17 protein-coding genes and 2 pseudogenes are annotated in these 15060 nt (G+C 64.5%); 10 read left to right on the top strand and 9 right to left on the bottom strand.

What is annotated here, in order from left to right:
* Positions 1–217, bottom strand: a pseudogene (locus tag DEU38_RS29625) (HNH endonuclease); the annotation flags it as partial.
* Positions 218–243: 26 nt separating this feature from the next.
* On the opposite strand from DEU38_RS29625, the gene DEU38_RS27650 reads away from it, so the two are divergent.
* The 4 genes from DEU38_RS27650 (at position 244) to DEU38_RS27665 (ending at position 3357) form a co-directional block, all read left to right on the top strand.
* Positions 244–1596, top strand: coding sequence for a recombinase family protein (locus DEU38_RS27650; RefSeq protein ID WP_114724572.1), 1353 nt, complete (start codon positions 244–246; stop codon positions 1594–1596).
* A gap of 363 nt (positions 1597–1959) precedes the next feature.
* Positions 1960–2172 (top strand): AlpA family transcriptional regulator, encoded by a 213-nt coding sequence (locus DEU38_RS27655; RefSeq protein ID WP_114724573.1) that lies wholly within the window; start codon positions 1960–1962, stop codon positions 2170–2172.
* 23 nt (positions 2173–2195) lie between these two features.
* Positions 2196–2786, top strand: a complete 591-nt coding sequence (locus tag DEU38_RS27660; RefSeq protein WP_147283601.1) for a hypothetical protein — start codon at positions 2196–2198, stop codon at positions 2784–2786.
* A 28-nt stretch (positions 2787–2814) separates the two neighbouring features.
* Positions 2815–3357, top strand: a complete 543-nt coding sequence (locus DEU38_RS27665) for a hypothetical protein (RefSeq protein WP_114724575.1) — start codon at positions 2815–2817, stop codon at positions 3355–3357.
* 68 nt (positions 3358–3425) lie between these two features.
* Here DEU38_RS27665 and DEU38_RS28795 read toward each other — a convergent pair whose 3' ends face one another.
* Positions 3426–3593: a hypothetical protein gene (locus DEU38_RS28795; RefSeq protein ID WP_181818977.1), complete on the bottom strand. Its 168-nt coding sequence runs from the start codon at positions 3591–3593 to the stop codon at positions 3426–3428.
* 94 nt (positions 3594–3687) lie between these two features.
* On the opposite strand from DEU38_RS28795, the gene DEU38_RS27675 reads away from it, so the two are divergent.
* The 5 genes from DEU38_RS27675 to DEU38_RS28800 all read left to right on the top strand — a co-directional run bounded on the left by DEU38_RS27675 (position 3688) and on the right by DEU38_RS28800 (position 7213).
* Positions 3688–3981 carry a hypothetical protein gene (locus tag DEU38_RS27675; RefSeq protein ID WP_114724577.1) on the top strand — a complete coding sequence of 98 codons (294 nt, stop codon included), beginning with the start codon at positions 3688–3690 and terminating at the stop codon, positions 3979–3981.
* The gene (locus DEU38_RS27680) at positions 3978–4454 is read left to right on the top strand and encodes a hypothetical protein (RefSeq protein ID WP_114724578.1); all 477 of its coding nucleotides are present in this window, start codon (positions 3978–3980) and stop codon (positions 4452–4454) included. Before DEU38_RS27675 ends, DEU38_RS27680 begins: the two co-directional genes overlap by 4 nt.
* A gap of 233 nt (positions 4455–4687) precedes the next feature.
* Positions 4688–5272: an HK97 family phage prohead protease gene (locus DEU38_RS27685; RefSeq protein ID WP_258558197.1), complete on the top strand. Its 585-nt coding sequence runs from the start codon at positions 4688–4690 to the stop codon at positions 5270–5272.
* Position 5273: 1 nt separating this feature from the next.
* Positions 5274–6668, top strand: a complete 1395-nt coding sequence (locus tag DEU38_RS27690; protein WP_114724580.1) for a phage major capsid protein — start codon at positions 5274–5276, stop codon at positions 6666–6668.
* Between the two features lie 221 nt (positions 6669–6889).
* The gene (locus DEU38_RS28800) at positions 6890–7213 is read left to right on the top strand and encodes an HNH endonuclease (protein ID WP_181818978.1); all 324 of its coding nucleotides are present in this window, start codon (positions 6890–6892) and stop codon (positions 7211–7213) included.
* Between the two features lie 1104 nt (positions 7214–8317).
* On the opposite strand, the gene DEU38_RS28195 is transcribed toward DEU38_RS28800, so the two are convergent.
* The 6 genes and pseudogenes from DEU38_RS28195 to DEU38_RS27720 all read right to left on the bottom strand — a co-directional run bounded on the left by DEU38_RS28195 (position 8318) and on the right by DEU38_RS27720 (position 12218).
* On the bottom strand, positions 8318–8515 hold the full coding sequence (locus DEU38_RS28195; RefSeq protein ID WP_147283602.1) for a hypothetical protein: 198 nt from the start codon (positions 8513–8515) through the stop codon (positions 8318–8320).
* A gap of 9 nt (positions 8516–8524) precedes the next feature.
* Positions 8525–8659 carry a hypothetical protein gene (locus DEU38_RS29630; RefSeq protein ID WP_258558196.1) on the bottom strand — a complete coding sequence of 45 codons (135 nt, stop codon included), beginning with the start codon at positions 8657–8659 and terminating at the stop codon, positions 8525–8527.
* Between the two features lie 886 nt (positions 8660–9545).
* Positions 9546–9770 (bottom strand): hypothetical protein, encoded by a 225-nt coding sequence (locus DEU38_RS27705; protein WP_114724581.1) that lies wholly within the window; start codon positions 9768–9770, stop codon positions 9546–9548.
* A gap of 159 nt (positions 9771–9929) precedes the next feature.
* A pseudogene (locus DEU38_RS27710) lies at positions 9930–10535 on the bottom strand (DUF222 domain-containing protein); the annotation flags it as partial.
* Positions 10536–10824: 289 nt separating this feature from the next.
* On the bottom strand, positions 10825–11316 hold the full coding sequence (locus DEU38_RS27715) for a hypothetical protein (RefSeq protein WP_147283603.1): 492 nt from the start codon (positions 11314–11316) through the stop codon (positions 10825–10827).
* A gap of 437 nt (positions 11317–11753) precedes the next feature.
* The gene (locus DEU38_RS27720) at positions 11754–12218 is read right to left on the bottom strand and encodes a hypothetical protein (protein WP_147283604.1); all 465 of its coding nucleotides are present in this window, start codon (positions 12216–12218) and stop codon (positions 11754–11756) included.
* Between the two features lie 763 nt (positions 12219–12981).
* Here DEU38_RS27720 and DEU38_RS27725 point away from each other — a divergent pair.
* Positions 12982–13590 (top strand): leucine-rich repeat domain-containing protein, encoded by a 609-nt coding sequence (locus DEU38_RS27725; protein WP_147283606.1) that lies wholly within the window; start codon positions 12982–12984, stop codon positions 13588–13590.
* 376 nt (positions 13591–13966) lie between these two features.
* Here the strand turns inward: DEU38_RS27725 and DEU38_RS27730 are convergent, their stop codons facing one another.
* Entirely contained in the window at positions 13967–14905 is a 939-nt protein-coding gene (locus tag DEU38_RS27730) for a hypothetical protein (protein WP_114724586.1), read from the bottom strand.
* Positions 14906–15060: the final 155 nt, after the last annotated feature.

Raw genomic sequence — 15060 nt, forward strand, 5'->3', positions numbered from 1 at the left:
GGCTCGGTGCGGGCGAGGTCGCGGGCATTCATGTGGAGTGACAGGTGTGGCAGTTCGGCGCCTTCGACAGGAGCTGCGCCGGAGTTGAGGTAGTGCCGCAGGATCTCGGTGAATGCTTCGGCGCGCCGTTGTCCGGGGTGCGCATGCCGGCGGGGTCGTCGACCGGGTTCCTCGGTTTGGTGAGGGCCGATAGCGCGGTGAGGAGCATTTCGCCGGTCTTATTCGGTAAGTAGGGTCGAATGCATGAGGGCTGTCATCTACACCCGAGTATCGAAGGACACCGCGCGCGGCCGGTCGGTGGCCGAGCAGGAGGCCGAGTGCCGACGTACGTGCGAGCACAACGGCTGGCAGATCGCCGAGGTGCTCGTCGACAATGATGCCGGAGCGTCGCGGTGGTCGAGGGCCAAGCGCCCGAGCTATGACCGGTTGGCCGAGATTCTGCAGTCCGGCGACGTGCTGGTGACTTGGGAGGCCTCCCGCGCGCAGCGCGACCTCGCCGCCTACAACGACCTGCGCCAGCTCTGCACCGAGCGCGACGTCCTGTGGTGCTACTCCGGCCGGGTGTTCGACCTCTCGCGCTCCGACGACCGGTTCATGACGCTGCTCGACATCGGCCTGGCCGAGAAGGAGGTCGACCAGACCCGTGAGCGCGTTCTGCGGACCCTGCGCGCGAACCTCGAAGCTGGGAAACCTCACGGGCGCAACGCCTACGGCTACCGGGTAGCGCGCGATCCCGACAGTGGCAGGACGATCGGCCGGGAACTGCACCCCGACGAGGCCCCGATCGTGCGGGAGGTCGCCGACAGATTCCTCGGTGGCGAGTCGCTGTACTCGATCGCGCGCGATCTGAACGAGCGCGGAGTGCCGCCCCGCCAGACGAACAGATGGACCGGCACCGCGTTGTCGAAGATGCTGAAGAAGCCGGTGTACGCCGCACTGAGGACCCACAACGATGAAGTAACCGGCCCCGGCACCTGGCCCGCGATCGTGACCGAGGACGAGTACCACCGGCTACGGGCAATCCTCACCGATCCGGCGCGCAAGACCTCGCGCGGCACCAAGGCGGTGAGCCTGCTGTCGGGAATCGCGCTCTGCGGCGTCTGTGACACCCCGCTGCTGACCAAGCGCCATCACCAGCGCCGCCGACCGTCATACGCCTGCACGGAGTGCCACAAGGTCTCCCGGCTCGTGGACGTCGTAGACACCGAGGCCGAGCGGTGGATCGCGAAACTGCTGAACGACGACCGTGTCCGCGCCCGAGTGCTGCAGACCGACGACACCGACGCGGCCGACGTGCTCGCGAAGATCGAGGCGGTACGCGCACGGTGGGACGAGTTCGCGATCGAGGCCGCCGACGGCAACATCAGCGCCCGCGCGTTCGCGCAGATGGAGTCGCGCTGGCAGACCGAGATTGACGCACTAGAAGCTCAGTTGCCGACCGCCGAGGATCCGGCGCTGCGTGAGCTGGTGGATGGCCGTACGGCGTGGGAGAACATGAGTCTGGAGACCCAGCGCGACATCGTCCGGTCGGTTCTCGTGGTGACGGTGAACCCGATGGCCGCCGAGAAGCCGATCGACGTGCGTTGGCGTATCTAGCGGGACACGTTGTGGCCGAACAGGTATCGGGACACATCGAGATCGGTCCGAGACAAAGAAAACGGCCCCGGCTGCTGGTGGGAAAGTGGCCAGCACGCCGGGGCCGTCTCGGTGAGGAACTACGAGCCACCACGCACCCCCGGACGGTGAACCGTTGTGGGCTCGATTCTACCGTCCTCGCAACTGGCGGACCCGCGCAGTTTTGCCATCTGACCTGTGGTTACGCATGTGTCGCACTCCGATCCGTCTGAGGTGGTGCAATACTTCTAGCAACAAGTTCAGAACCTTCCTCCCACGGCGAACCATTTGGGTCCACATCGGACACCCCGAGCAATCGGGAAGCATCTAGCCGAGGGAAAGACTATGGGCGCTAATCATGAACTGCTGCAACGGTTCGTCACCACCGCCGATGCCGCGAAGATCGCCAACGTAACCATCGTGACCATCTACAAGTGGGCGGCGGCGGGGCGAATCGAGGCATGCAGGATCGGTGCCAACTGCACCCTGTATCTGCGAGACGAAATCGAGAGCGTCGCCGCCGAGCGCGCGTCAAACCAGCATGGGGTGCGGAAGTGAGCGCGGGCGCTGGGTGGGGACCAATGATCGAAGCCGGATTCTGGGACGAGCCTGGAGTGATCGAACTCGGATACGGCGACAGCGAATCTCGGTCGGCACTGCTGGTGCTGCTCGAACTGAGGTCGTGGTCGATGACTACGGGAACCGATGGGGTCATTCCACGGCGCATTCTTCGCCGGGCGACGGCGCATCACGACCCAGAGCGCGCAATGGAGCACCTCGTGGAAGCCGGGCTGGCCGAGGTGACCGGCGACGGCTGGGAGATCGACTGGAGTACCCAGATACCGGCCGAGGAGGTGTCGAGCATTCGAGGGAAGTGGGCAGCGCGAAAGCGCCACTACCGGGGTAACCACACCGACTGCGCGACGTGGGGAATCAAGGGATGCGACAAGGTGTCTCACGAGACGTCCACGAAGACGTCCACGGTGGAGTCTCACCCCATAAGAGAAGGGAAGGAAACAGAAGAGAAGAGAAGAGAAGAGAAGAGAAGGGAAGCGAAGCTAAATCTTCTTCTTCTCCTTCTGGTTCTAGTCCTACGGACACACCTCGTCTGGGCGCTCGCGCTGGGGGCGCTCGCCCCGACTCGGTGTCCGAGGAGGCTGGGGAGCCGGTAGCTCGCGTGCCCAGGAGGGTGGTCGTCGAATGACCGACATCACCGCGCCTGGCGTGCTGCCTGTGGAGATCCAGGAGCCGAGCGGGGCCGACGAGTTCCACAAGTTCCCGCGCTGGGCCGTCTACGTCGAGTTCGCCGCCGAGCTGCCGTTCGGTGAGTTCGGCGCTGGGTCCGACTTCCGGTCGCCGATCTACAACATGAGCTGGGATCCATTCAACCCGCACTGGGCTTGGGGGAGGCCGTCGCCAAGTGATGTGGCGTTCGCCGTCGTCCGCCGGATAGGCCAGATTCTCGACTCCGACCCCGACCCGATCGTGTGGCCGGTGGCGAATGGCAGCTTGCCAAACCGGCAGGGGTGGTGCCCAGTGTTCCACCGTCGGACGGACGAGAACCACCACCTGACCGGGACCGGCTACGCCACGATGGGATTCGCCGCGCTCGACCTCGTGGACCCCGACGACGTGTTCGAAAGAATGGTCACGACAGCCCGGCAAGCCAAGCGGGACATCGCAGAGGCACTGTCCCGGCCACTGAGCGCTCGCCAGGGCGTCGAACGTAGCCGGATCGGCTGACGTTGCCGGAAACAGCAGAACGCCCGTCTGCGAGGCGTTCAGACGGGCGTTCTGCGTTTCGGGGAGCGCTAGACGACGTAGACCCGGCGGGGGCGGCCGATGGTTCCACGGTGGTACTCGGAGAGATCGAGTACGCGCACGACGGCACCACCGATCACTCGATAGCGACGACCGCCATCGGTGAAAGCGTCGACGTCGGCGGTGGGGCGCTCGAAGAGCAGGGCTGCAGGACTCATGTGATTGTCTCCCAACATCTTGGAGTGGGGTGCTGCCAAAACGGCATTCTACCAGGCAATTCCGCTGTTCTACATGGCGAGGAGAACACATCAAATGGACCGCTACGACACACACCGGGTCGAGCAGGCGCTACTGGACGCCGTGAACCGCTCGACAGGCAAGAGCGCGACGTTCGCCGAGATGCTGCGCGCCGCTCGCAAGATCTACCCGTGGATCGCGAGCCAGCACGTCCACGAGGCGCTCGGCAGGCTCATCGGATCCCGTCGGCTGACGGCCGCGAAGATCGAACGCCCCTGGGGAGCATCACATGCCATCGAGACGGCCGCCGACGCCGAAACAGTGGAACGTCCGGCCGACGTATTCGAGACCCGCGAGGGGGACCGATGAAGACCTACGGCAACAGCCCGAACGGCAATGAGCCGCACGAGCACGACGGCGAATCGTGGAGGCGCACATATCGCCGGGAACGGCGAACGGCCGACGACGAGCTACGCGACCTCGTGAGCCACACGCCCGAGCGGGAGTCGGCCCCGCTCAAGGAACCGTGGGCCGACAAGCTGAAGTGGGTGATCGGCGAGGCCGTGGCGCGGCTTCCGCTATGGGACAAGCTAGATCGCTATGCCCAGCAGAAGGCCCCCCGTGCGTATCTGCTCGAACCGGGGGAGGTGCTGCGCGTGTCCTGGGGCTACGACGAGAGCGGCGAACCGCTCGACCTGATCCTGATCGACCGGGAGTGGTTGTTCGATGACGAGGACGCGAGCCGGCCAGACCTCGACGATATCTCGGTGACTGATGAAGGGCTGGCTGGATCGCTCGACGGCGACGTTCCCGACACCGTGCCTGAGGAATGGCTCGACTGAAACCCGCGAGACACGCTGTGGCCCAGCGGATAGAATCAGGGCCAGCACGGTAACCCGCGTACGGCCGGACCCACGGAGGCACCACCTACGCCGAGGACACATCCGCCGCTGGTATCTGGAGCCGCTGGGCCGCAGACGTTTTCCCTGCACTCATCCGCTCACCAACGACAAACGGATGGACCGATGTCCAACATCAAACCAAGCCTGCGCGACTTCGAGTTTCGCGCAACAGAATCCGAGTCCGGCTCGGACACACTCTCACCGGCTATGCGGCCGTCTTCGGCACCGAGACGCAGATTCGTTCGAGCTGGGAAGGCCAGTTCGTCGAGCGGATCGCCAAAGGCGCATTCAAGAAGACGCTGCGCGAGCACCCGCACATCCAAATGCAGTACGACCACGGTCGGGATACCCGCGTCGGGTCGGTGCCGATCGGTGTCTACGAAGAGATCCGCGAGGACGAGCACGGGCTGTTCGTTCGGGGACGCATCTTCGACAACGACCTGGCCGAGCCGATCCGGCAGGCCATCGAGGCCGGTGCAATTCGCGGCATGTCGATCAAGTTCGCCGTAGTCACCGACGAGTGGCGCGACGGAACCGGCAGGCTGCTACGACCGCACGAGGTCGACCGGCTGCGATTCGACCCCGGCTCCCGAGGGCCGCTCCGGCGCACCGTGAAAGAGATTCGGCTGCACGAGGCCGGGCCGGTATCCACACCGGCATACGAGACCACATCCGTCGGCGTCCGTGACATCGACCGACGGAACACGATTCCGGCAGACGTACGGATACGCCTGCTGAAGCTGAAAGGCCAACACTGACATGAACAAGACCATCGAAGAGCTGAAGGCGGAGCGCGCCCAGCTGCTCACCGAGGCTGAGGACATCGCCCGCATCGGTGCGGATATGACGACACGCGAGGCCGACCGATTCGACGAGATCGAGAACCGTATCGGCGACATCGACCGGCAGATCGAGCGCGGCGAGAAGAGCATCGAGCGGGCTATGCGGCTGGCCGAGGCTGGCAGCGTCGAGCGCGGCACCGATCCCGGCCTGAACTGGCGCACCGAGGATCCGCGAAACGCTCTCCGCGACAACGCGCGCCGAGAGATCGAGCGCAGTCACAAGGCCGAGCTGCTCACCGACAAGGCGGCCGAGAATGCCGAGCGCCTGAGCCACGACCCCAACGCCGCGCGGCTGTTCGCGCTGACCGGCACCGACGCCTACGGGCGCGCGTTCGCGAAGATGGCGGCCGATCCCGATCGAGGTCACCTGAGCTGGACCGCCGACGAGGCCCGCGCATACCGCGACGTGCGCGAGTTCGCTTCCGAGCGCGGCCTGCTCGAATCGGGGACCGGCCAGTACGTCGTCCCGTTCCAGCTCGACCCGACGGTGAACCTGACCAATGCCGGGGCCGTCAACCCGCTCCGCGAAATCTCGCGCGTGGTCACCACGACCTCGAACGCCTGGCACGGTGTCACCAGCGCTGGTGTCTCGGCCGAATGGCTGGCTGAAGCCAACGAAGCCGCCGACGCATCCCCGACGCTGGCACAGCCGGAGATCGTGGCCCACAAGGGCGCTGCCTACGTGCAGTACAGCTTCGAGCTGGAGCAGGACGGGCCGACGATCCTGCGCGACCTCCAGATGATGCTGGCCGACGCCCGCGCGAACAAGGAGGCGGCAGCGTTCATCACAGGCAGCGGCGTCGGGCAGCCGAAGGGTCTGATCACCGCGCTGGTCGCTGCGGGTGGGCCGATCATCGTGGACGGCAACGGAACCGAGGCGCTGGCCGCGAAGGACACCTACGACCTCCAGAACGGCCTGCCCTCGCGCTGGCAGCCGAACGCGCGGTTCGCGGGCAACCTCACAACCTGGAATGCGTTCCGGCAGATGGAGACCACGAACGGCTCGCTCAAGTTCCCCGGACTGCAGGCGGTTCCGATGTCGCTGCTCGGACGCCCGGCACACGAGGTCTCGGGCATCGACGGCACGATCAACACCGGCGCGACCGAATCGAACTACGTTCTCGTGTACGGGGACTTCTCGCAATTCCTGATCGTGGACCGGATCGGTACGACCGTCGAACTGGTGCCGCACGTGTTCGGGGCGAACCGCCGACCGACCGGTGAGCGCGGGCTGTTCGTGCACTACCGGGTCGGCTCTGACGCGCTGATCCCGAACGCCTTCCGGGTGCTGCGTGTGAACACCACGGCCTGATAGTCGGCCCCCGCAAAGGCTTTCGAGTCCGCGCGGGGGCTCTTATTCGCCGGTACTGGCGGCCTCTACGACGAGGGGCGCGGCATCACGTACGGCGACCACCGCTGGCGGCCTACGGAACTAGGCGCGGCATCACGCGGGACCGGACCGGGAGCAGGGCAGTGACTTTCGAGGGTCCGCTGTTCTCGCCTCCGGTCCTTTGTCTACCCGGAGGAGGGAACATGACCGCTGACAACAGCATCCGGACCAAGCGCTACCAGAGGCTACGCGAGCGGATCAAGGCCGAGCACTCTCCGATCTGCTGTATCTGCGGGGGCTGGATCGACCTGTTGGCACCGCCGCGCTCGTCTCGCTCGTGGAGTCTGGAACACGTGATCCCGCGCTCAATGGGGGGTGATCCTTTCGACGAGAACAACTGTCGCCCGGCGCACCTCGGCTGCAATTCATCGGCGGGGGCCACGCTCGGCAACCAACAGCGGGGCCGTGGTGTACCGGTGGGGCTGCCGAAGGGGGCCGACACGCCGAGGTTCTCCCGGCGCTGGTGAGTGTGCCCTGGTTTGCCCGAGCGCCTGCCCCCTGCCCCCTGCCCGTGGCCCGAGCGCCCCGCCTGCCCTGTGCACTCTGCTGCTCACACACCAACGACACACGCCAAACCACTGTGCTGCAACCACATGCACATGCACACCACTGCACTGCACACATGCACACATGCACACATGCACACATGCACACATGCACACATGCACACATGCACTGCACACATACCCATGTGCCTGCCCTGCCCGTGGCCCGAGCGCCCGTGCCCTGCCTGCCTGTGCACACCTCACTCATGCATCACACACTCATGCATCACACACACATGCTTGCTTGCTCTGACTCTCACTGACTGACTGTCGAACAGCTCGAACAGTGACACTCACTCTGACTGCCAAAGCACCGTTCGAACGTCCGCTGACGCGCGCCGCTGGCTGGCTCGCTTGACGGCTGATCGGACCGGCGCTGGTGTGGGTTGGGTGGACCGGCGGCACTGCGACGCGACGCACACGAGGCGCTGGCCCGGTCGGTGGCCTGTGCCCGATGCTGGTGGTGGATCCGAACAGGGAATCGCAATCCCGCAATTCAAACAAGCAATTCACGAATGCAATTCCGAATATAGCGTGGACGACGATTGTTTGCATCGATGGAATGAATGGCCGAGCCGGCTGGGTAGGGGGGGCTATTGTCGGGCGGTGAGCCCGCACGCGAGAGCGACCCCGGCTTCTCGGCCGTTTCTCTCTCTAAAATATGGCCTTGACCTGTGGTTTTGCGTGCACTTTCGAGCAGCTGGCACCAGATTCCCAGAATCGGCCCCCGAGCCGGGCCTCGAAATCGGCTCGGAAATTGTTCGGAGAGGTATTGGTGATTCGGCCTGGCTATATGGGGGGCATCATTCGACCGCCCGTGGCGAGCCAGTAAATGACGAAATCCATAGCCTCCCCAAGGGGGCCGAGCGTCCGGCCGAAGAATCCGTAGTCGAGCATCGCGATCTCCTCCCGTGCCCCCTCTGGTGTCACTCAGATCTTCAGACCGAGCAACGAAAGAGCGTAGATGAGCGGGGCCCATGGTCCCCAAAAGGCCATATCTCCTGCCGACATTCAACTCACCTCCAATCAGGGGCAGTAGCCGCCGAGCCAACAGGGGGTGTTGTCTCGGATCCACATCCGGGCCTCGTCCGAGAAGAGGAACGGCGGTAAGAGCCAGTAGATCAGCGGGAAGTCCATCACAGCACCCCGATCGACATGAGCCAGGCGACTGCCGCCGGGACCAGCGGGCTGAACGGCCCGAAGAACATTGAAGTAGTCGAGCACGGCTGCCTCCTAGCAGTTCGTGCCGCCGAGCCAGCAGGGCATGATCTCGATCGCCCGCACCCAGTCCCACTCGCTAAAGAACGGTGCTGGCATCAGCCAGACAAACCATGGCCAGTCGCCGCCTCGCATGTCGATCACCTCCAATCAGGGGCAGTGTCCGTCGAGGTCGAGAGCGCGCTGGAACAACTGGCCCGCTGTCGTGCCGTTTCAGTCGACCTCCACTCCGGGTAGGGAGAGTACGTACATGAGCGGTGCGAGGTTTCCCCAAAAGGCCCAAGCTGTTGCACCCATCATCTCGATCACCTCCAATCTGTGAGGCGGAATGCCCCACAGCCAGAGCTGGTACGCCACGCCAAAGAACCACTTCGGCACGAAAACCCGCCGAGCGGCGTGGGGGCGTTGTCGATCATCGGTCGTCTCCTCTCACGCTCGTCGGGTCACCAGCGCACCCCGATCCACCAGAGCAGCGCGTTCGTCATGATGCCTATCCACGCCCAATCCATCTCAGTTCACCTCCGAGATTCACCGGCGGCGGGATGCCTCTCGCAAGCCACCTTGGCTTACGGCACAGTCCAGGCACCGCCACCTTGCAGGATTGTTATGGGCACGAGGAGACCGCCCGGAGCGCCGCCTGCGGCAACTGTCGCGACCAGGTTGCCCGAGCCGGTCTGGGCCGTGTCAGTCGGCCAGGGATGTGGTGCGAACGGCGTCCAGAGATCGACCCGACCGCTCGCGCCTGTCGTCAGGTTTCGCCAGAGGACGACGCATCCGCAGTACTCCATCTCGGTTCCAAGGAATAGCGTTGTGCCGGGCGTGGACGGATCGGTGCGGGCGGTGACGTGCATGGCGACCGGTGGGCCGGGGAATCCCGTTGGGCCTGTGGCGAGGCCAACGATCGGAATCGGCAGGATCGTGTCGGTCGGTGCTGCTGCGGCGGGAGCCGGGCCGAGAGTCAGGGAGGCCAGGAGCGCGACGGGCATCGCCGTCACGGCAGTGAGTACCCGAGGCTTCACCGGCCCGGGCATGGCCTTCACTGCTCCCTGGCTGCGTAGTCGAGCAGCGCCCTTCCGAGCGCCCGTGCTTCGGCCCGGGTCAGGATCACCCTGGCTCCGTGCTCGGCCTCAATCCACTGGCAGCCTCCGAGGACGAGTGTTCCTGTGTCCCCGTAGTCGCCAATGTGGGCGTAGGCGCGACAGTCGATGTCGTCGGAGTGGGGCGCGCTCAACTCGACGGTTCGGACTTCCTGCAGTTCCATACCGGCCTCCCGGTGTGTCGTCGGTCTTGCCATCGTGCGCCCATGTCGACCCCTCGGGCAAGGGTTCCCCTAAACGCGCGAATCCCTGTGCGCCGGGCTGACCTGTGCAAATGCCGTCGATGGCCCCCGCAAAATTCGACCCCGGTAACCCGCCGTAACCCCTGTGATCGAGTCGAAGTCGCCTTTGACGGCGACGCGCCCGTTGAGGGTTTTGGAGGCGTGGAGTTCGTTGCGGTCGGTGTCTTCGCTGGCGGGCAGTTCGTCGGATTCGAAGATCCGCTCGAGTTTGGCGATGGTGCCGCGCAGGGTGTCGGTGGTGGCTGTGGTGCCGGTGGCGCAGTCGAGCAGCACGTTGCGGCAGGAGTCGAGGGCTTCGTCGGGCATGCCGCGCGGCGGGCGCTCACAGAATCTGGCGATCAACCCGGCGTGGTCGGCGGAGATGCGGCCGCCGTCGAAGGCGTCGGCGATCTCGGGTTGGCGGCGGAGGGCTTTACCGAGGGCGAGGATCCGTGCGGCGGCGGGTACTTCGAGGAGGGTCGTCGATGCGAGCCAGAGTTTGACGCTGCGGAAGCCGAGGGTGTCGAACGAGATTGCGCGCTCGTCGATTTCGGCGACCGCGGCGACGCGGAGTGTTTCGAGGCGTTCGATCTCGCGGGAGATGGCGACCGCGGCGGCGAGGAGTTCGGATTCGGGGAGTCGGCGCACATCCTCGGCGTGCAGCGGTAAGGCAGCTGCGCCTGGTTCGATGATTCCCCCCGGATTCATGCTGCAAGTCTATTTCGAACTGATGTTCGAGTCAATGGTTATCTCCTGCGTCAGACTTTCCGGCAGGGTTCCGGCGTTCGATTAGCACCCAGCCCAGCACCTGGCCACCGGTAGCCGGACGTGGTCGGCAACGGTAGAGAAGGTGCGCGAACAGACGTCCGGAGCCAGCGGATTGGTCGCAGAAGTGCACACGTCGAATGCGGCCACCGCCGGGCATCCACGACCGGTGGGCCGAATCATCGGCAACATCAGCCGCAATTGACCGCGGTCGAGACCTCTACGGCGGACGTCATGTTCGTTGAGCGGGCCGGGTAGCGGCGAGTTCAGCTGCTTGCAGCACTTCCGTGTCGGTGAGCTCGGCGAGGAGCGGGGATGGGGGAGTGCTCGCGGCGAGGTTGTGGCGGAGTTGGAACATCAGGCGCGGCACGTCGACTGGTGGGTCGATTCGGTGGTAGGGCCGAGGGTCGTGGGGCTGTCCGGGTTGCCAACCCCGCAGGAATATCACCTCGCCGGGTTGGGTGGTCCACTGCTCGACGACATCTCTGTGATTGCGGGACGCATGGATCGCGAACGTAGCGGTGCCCTGCAGGGTGATGATCGCGATGTACGACGCGTAGTAACGCTGGTCGCGATGGGGTGGAATCCCGTTGCCGCCTGGTAGGTAGCGTTGGTAGCTCGCCTCGTTCGGAGCGAAGGCGCCGAGGCCTGCAGCGCTCGCAGCGTCGCCGATCCATCCGCTCGCTCGGCCCGGCGCGCGGTCCTGGTGTTCGAGTGAGGTCATGGCGAAGGCGCCACCGACGTGAGCGTGAGGTGTCGTGAAAGTGTGTCGGCCCGCGTCTGCGATAAGCGCGGCGCGCAGGTCCTCAGGAAACTCGCTCCGCGTCACGCAGAATCCGTCGCGTGCTAAGCGAATCGCGTCGAGCACGTGCGAGGTGTTGTGCATTGTTTGCTTCCACTCTGGTCGCTGACACCGCGATTCTGTTGGGATTCGAGCCGGCACACGAACGGCCGGAGACGCAGTTGCGGGCGGCTGTAATCATGCCAGATTCTTGACGCAAGACAGCCGTTTCGTGCGGCGGCGGGGAGACGCCGGCTGAAATGAAAGGCGCCCCACCTCGTCATACGTCGACGGGTGGGGCGTCTTTCGTGGTTCTACGTCTCCGGCGGCTGGTATTGGCCATACAGGCCGATGTCGTCACCAGCAAGTTAGTGCTGGTCCTAGCATTCGCCCTTTGCGGCGGCCTCGACGGCCTTTCGGATCTGTTCCTGATCGGACTTGCTCAAGTCGTCCCAGTCATCAACGCGAATGCCCTGACTCGGGTCGCCTCCGGTGACCGTGACGCTCTCCGCCCCAAACTGCACAGTCCAGCCAGTCTGATCCTTCATGGTCGCCATGAAGTCGTCGGCAGCCTTCTGTGCATCCCACGACTCTCCCGTGCTCTCTGCGAACTCACGAAGCGAGGCGAATGACTCAGCAATGTCCTCGCATGTTTCGTCGTAGAGGGCCTGCCCGGAGGGGGCCTTCCCGGAGGAAGTTGCCTCGGCCACTGCGCTCGAGGTGGATGCGGCGGGTTGCTTAGAGGCAGTCGATGTGGGGGAAGCGCTCGTGTCCGAATCGTTCGAACTGCAGCCGGCGACGAGAAGGGCGGTTGCTGCGATTCCTACCAGTAGCGTGCGTCTCATGGGTCTATGGGTAGCAGACGAAGCCGACAAATCGGTCCGGTTTGTGGCGGTTCTCGTGGCAGATCACATACGGGCGTTGGCCGAGAGCTCGTCTGCCCCGACTCCCGGCCGATCGCGATATCGGCGGCTATGAAGTCGCGCTCGCGGGGGTGGCATGGCGGGGCGTGCTGCGAAGAGGCAGGCTGTGGCGGAGGGTGCGTACTTGGCCCAGTGGTGATCGCCGGCCAGATTCTTGACGCAAGACAGTTATCGTGCGCCGAGATTTGTCGCCGGGCGCAGCAGCAACGTACGCGTCCACACTGGTCGAGTGATCGCGGTGTGGGTGGCGAACATCGAGATGGCGAACCTCGGGGGGCTTCGGCGAGGAAACTGAAACCAGATCAAGCGATGGCGCGGCCTCGCTACTGGATACGAGATACGAGATACGAGATACGAGATACGAGATACGAGATACGAGATACGAGATACGAGATACGAGATACGACAAGCATGCAGTCATCTACCGCACCGCGGTTGTGAACGGACACCGTAGTTGGCAATTTGACAGCTAGTTGTCACAGTTGACACCGTAGTTGGCAATTTGACAGGTAGTTGTCAAAGCGGCACGAACCCCGATCCCGCGGGTGCAGTTCCTCACGGAGGTCATCGGCCCCGAAAACCAGGGTGGCGTGACCCGCCGGACCATGTCCCGAACAAGCGAAGGATCGGAACGATGAGCCCGAGACGTAGCGTGCGTCGTGGGGCGGCTGGTGTGGTTGCTGCGGTGAACGCGCAGCTGGGCCGTCCGATCTCGACACCTCTGGATGCTGAAGCCATCGCCCGGACTGAGTTTCTCGAGCTTGATCAGCTGCCCGTGGCGGACTTGGCCCCGTTGTCCGAACTGTCGAACCTGACCGAACTGCGATTGCACGGGGAGGTAGTGATCGATCTTCGCCCGCTGTCGACGCTGACCGCGTTGCAGAGGCTCGACCTGCGCTGGTCGCCTGTGCGGGAGGTGTCCCCGTTGGCGGGCCTGAACGGTCTCACCCACCTCTACCTCAGCGCAACGCAAGTCAGTGATGTATCCCCGCTTGCCGGTCTGACCGGACTGGAGTTTCTGGATCTGCGCTGGACGCCACTCCGGGACGTCGACCCCCTGGGGGGCCTGAGCGGCCTCACCTGCCTCAAACTCGCGGAGACCGAGGTAGTCGACGTGGCTGCGCTGGCGGGCCTGACGGGCCTGACCTGGCTCGACCTCGAGGGGACCTCGATCACGGACGTCTCGCCACTGGCCGGCTTGCCGCATCTGGGAATGCTCGAACTCTCCGGATCAGACGTCACAGATGTTTCATCACTGCGCAGCATGGCCAACCTGACCATCATCGACGGGTGAGTGGACGGAAGGACGACTAGGTGCGCCAGTGCAAGCCGCTCGTGCCGTCTCCTTGTCATGGACCAGTCAGATTTCGGGTAGGCCGTTGAACAGCTACACCTGGCAGACATCGAGCTCTGAGACGTCGACGGAGTGCGCGGGCTGACGACAATGTCTCGCGGGTCAGCCTGGCCGTCGGCCGTGGACCGCATCCGACGAGATCCAAGGCCGCCTTGGGAATCAGACAGAACTATTGCCAACTTCGATGACCACGATCGCACCCTGGCGTTGACACGCTAGTTGTCACACCGCAGGTCAGGGCTCCGGGATTTGCCAACTTCGTTGGCAGTTCACAGCGGTCGTCCTCAACGCCGTCGTCGCCTGTACATAGGAGTTGTCAGTCACAGTCCTTTCCTTCGTTGAGGCGCACGACGAGGGTGAGTCGACCGGCTGGCGTCCACGCGCCGACGGCGACGTTCCCCGAACCCAGATGCGTGAGGCTTTCGATCTCTCCCTCGTCGCCGAAGTCGATCGGCAGTGCGATGCGTTCGGACGAGTCGAAGTTCTCGTCGGCGACGATCAATGCGTCCTCGGTCGCGTACACGGCGGCTCGGTCGTCGTTGATCCAGCACCCGGCGAGCCCGAAACCGTACGCGGCGTCGACGTCACTCGCGTCGAGCCGTGAGATCTCCTTCAGATCAGGCCACGACAGCATCCGTACGGTCTGCGGATCGCTTGGATACGGGGTGACAAGTAGCCTCGCGCCCGACGGACTGAAGCCCGCGATCACGGGATCATCTCCTGCGAGGATCTCGGTCAGATGTAGGCGTGATCCCTCGACATCGACGCGGAACGCGAGAACGCCATCCTGCCCCATGGCGAGCTCGAGAATCGCCGTATCTTCGGCAGGATGCGGATACAGGAAGGCGCGAGCATCGTCGGCGTCGATCGCCTGGTCGTCGAGGATCGCCCCGGTCGCGGAATCGAGCGCGAGCAGCCGGTGCCTCTCGCCGTCCGGGACAGCGACGACAAGTAGACCGCCCAGGAGCGCAGCCGCGTCGGCGGGTATTCCGGGCACCGTGACCACTTCCTCTCCGGCGATGACGAGCCCGCCGGCGGAGGCGAGTATGAGCAGATCGAGGCTGGACGCCGCAAGGACGCAGACGTCATCCTCCAGAGGGAGCTCTCGCTGCGAGTTCTCGGCGAGTCTGTCGTCGAGAAGACGCACTGCACCGTCTCGCCACAGCGCGAAAGTCAGACGCCCACCCGCCTCGCCGGCAAAAACGAGACCCGACATCGGGTCCAGGACGTCGATCACGTCAGCGGAAATGAGCATTCGATCACTGTATCGAGCACGGGCGGTCATCGACTGGACAAAGGCTTTGTCAGACACGACCTAGTAGGACTTTGTTAGGTCTGTCACGGTTGGGTGTGGGGTCTCGAGTTTCGGCGTGATCTTCGAGACGATGATGGGGTGGATGCCGCAGCCCT

The sequence above is a fragment of the Rhodococcus sp. AG1013 genome, assembly GCF_003350365.1.
GTDB lineage: Bacteria > Actinomycetota > Actinomycetes > Mycobacteriales > Mycobacteriaceae > Prescottella.

Excerpts from the sequence above, each read along its gene's own strand:
- DEU38_RS27720 (WP_147283604.1), bottom strand. The coding sequence starts at position 12,218 with ATGAGACGCACGCTACTGGTAGGAATCGCAGCAACCGCCCTTCTCGTC.
- DEU38_RS28800 (WP_181818978.1), top strand. The coding sequence starts at position 6,890 with ATGACCGCTGACAACAGCATCCGGACCAAGCGCTACCAGAGGCTACGC.
- DEU38_RS27665 (WP_114724575.1), top strand. The coding sequence starts at position 2,815 with ATGACCGACATCACCGCGCCTGGCGTGCTGCCTGTGGAGATCCAGGAG.
- DEU38_RS27690 (WP_114724580.1), top strand. The coding sequence starts at position 5,274 with ATGAACAAGACCATCGAAGAGCTGAAGGCGGAGCGCGCCCAGCTGCTC.
- DEU38_RS28795 (WP_181818977.1), bottom strand. The coding sequence starts at position 3,593 with ATGAGTCCTGCAGCCCTGCTCTTCGAGCGCCCCACCGCCGACGTCGAC.
- DEU38_RS27730 (WP_114724586.1), bottom strand. The coding sequence starts at position 14,905 with ATGCTCATTTCCGCTGACGTGATCGACGTCCTGGACCCGATGTCGGGT.
- DEU38_RS27650 (WP_114724572.1), top strand. The coding sequence starts at position 244 with ATGAGGGCTGTCATCTACACCCGAGTATCGAAGGACACCGCGCGCGGC.
- DEU38_RS27680 (WP_114724578.1), top strand. The coding sequence starts at position 3,978 with ATGAAGACCTACGGCAACAGCCCGAACGGCAATGAGCCGCACGAGCAC.
- DEU38_RS27705 (WP_114724581.1), bottom strand. The coding sequence starts at position 9,770 with ATGGAACTGCAGGAAGTCCGAACCGTCGAGTTGAGCGCGCCCCACTCC.
- DEU38_RS27675 (WP_114724577.1), top strand. The coding sequence starts at position 3,688 with ATGGACCGCTACGACACACACCGGGTCGAGCAGGCGCTACTGGACGCC.
- DEU38_RS27715 (WP_147283603.1), bottom strand. The coding sequence starts at position 11,316 with ATGACCTCACTCGAACACCAGGACCGCGCGCCGGGCCGAGCGAGCGGA.
- DEU38_RS27655 (WP_114724573.1), top strand. The coding sequence starts at position 1,960 with ATGGGCGCTAATCATGAACTGCTGCAACGGTTCGTCACCACCGCCGAT.
- DEU38_RS27660 (WP_147283601.1), top strand. The coding sequence starts at position 2,196 with ATGATCGAAGCCGGATTCTGGGACGAGCCTGGAGTGATCGAACTCGGA.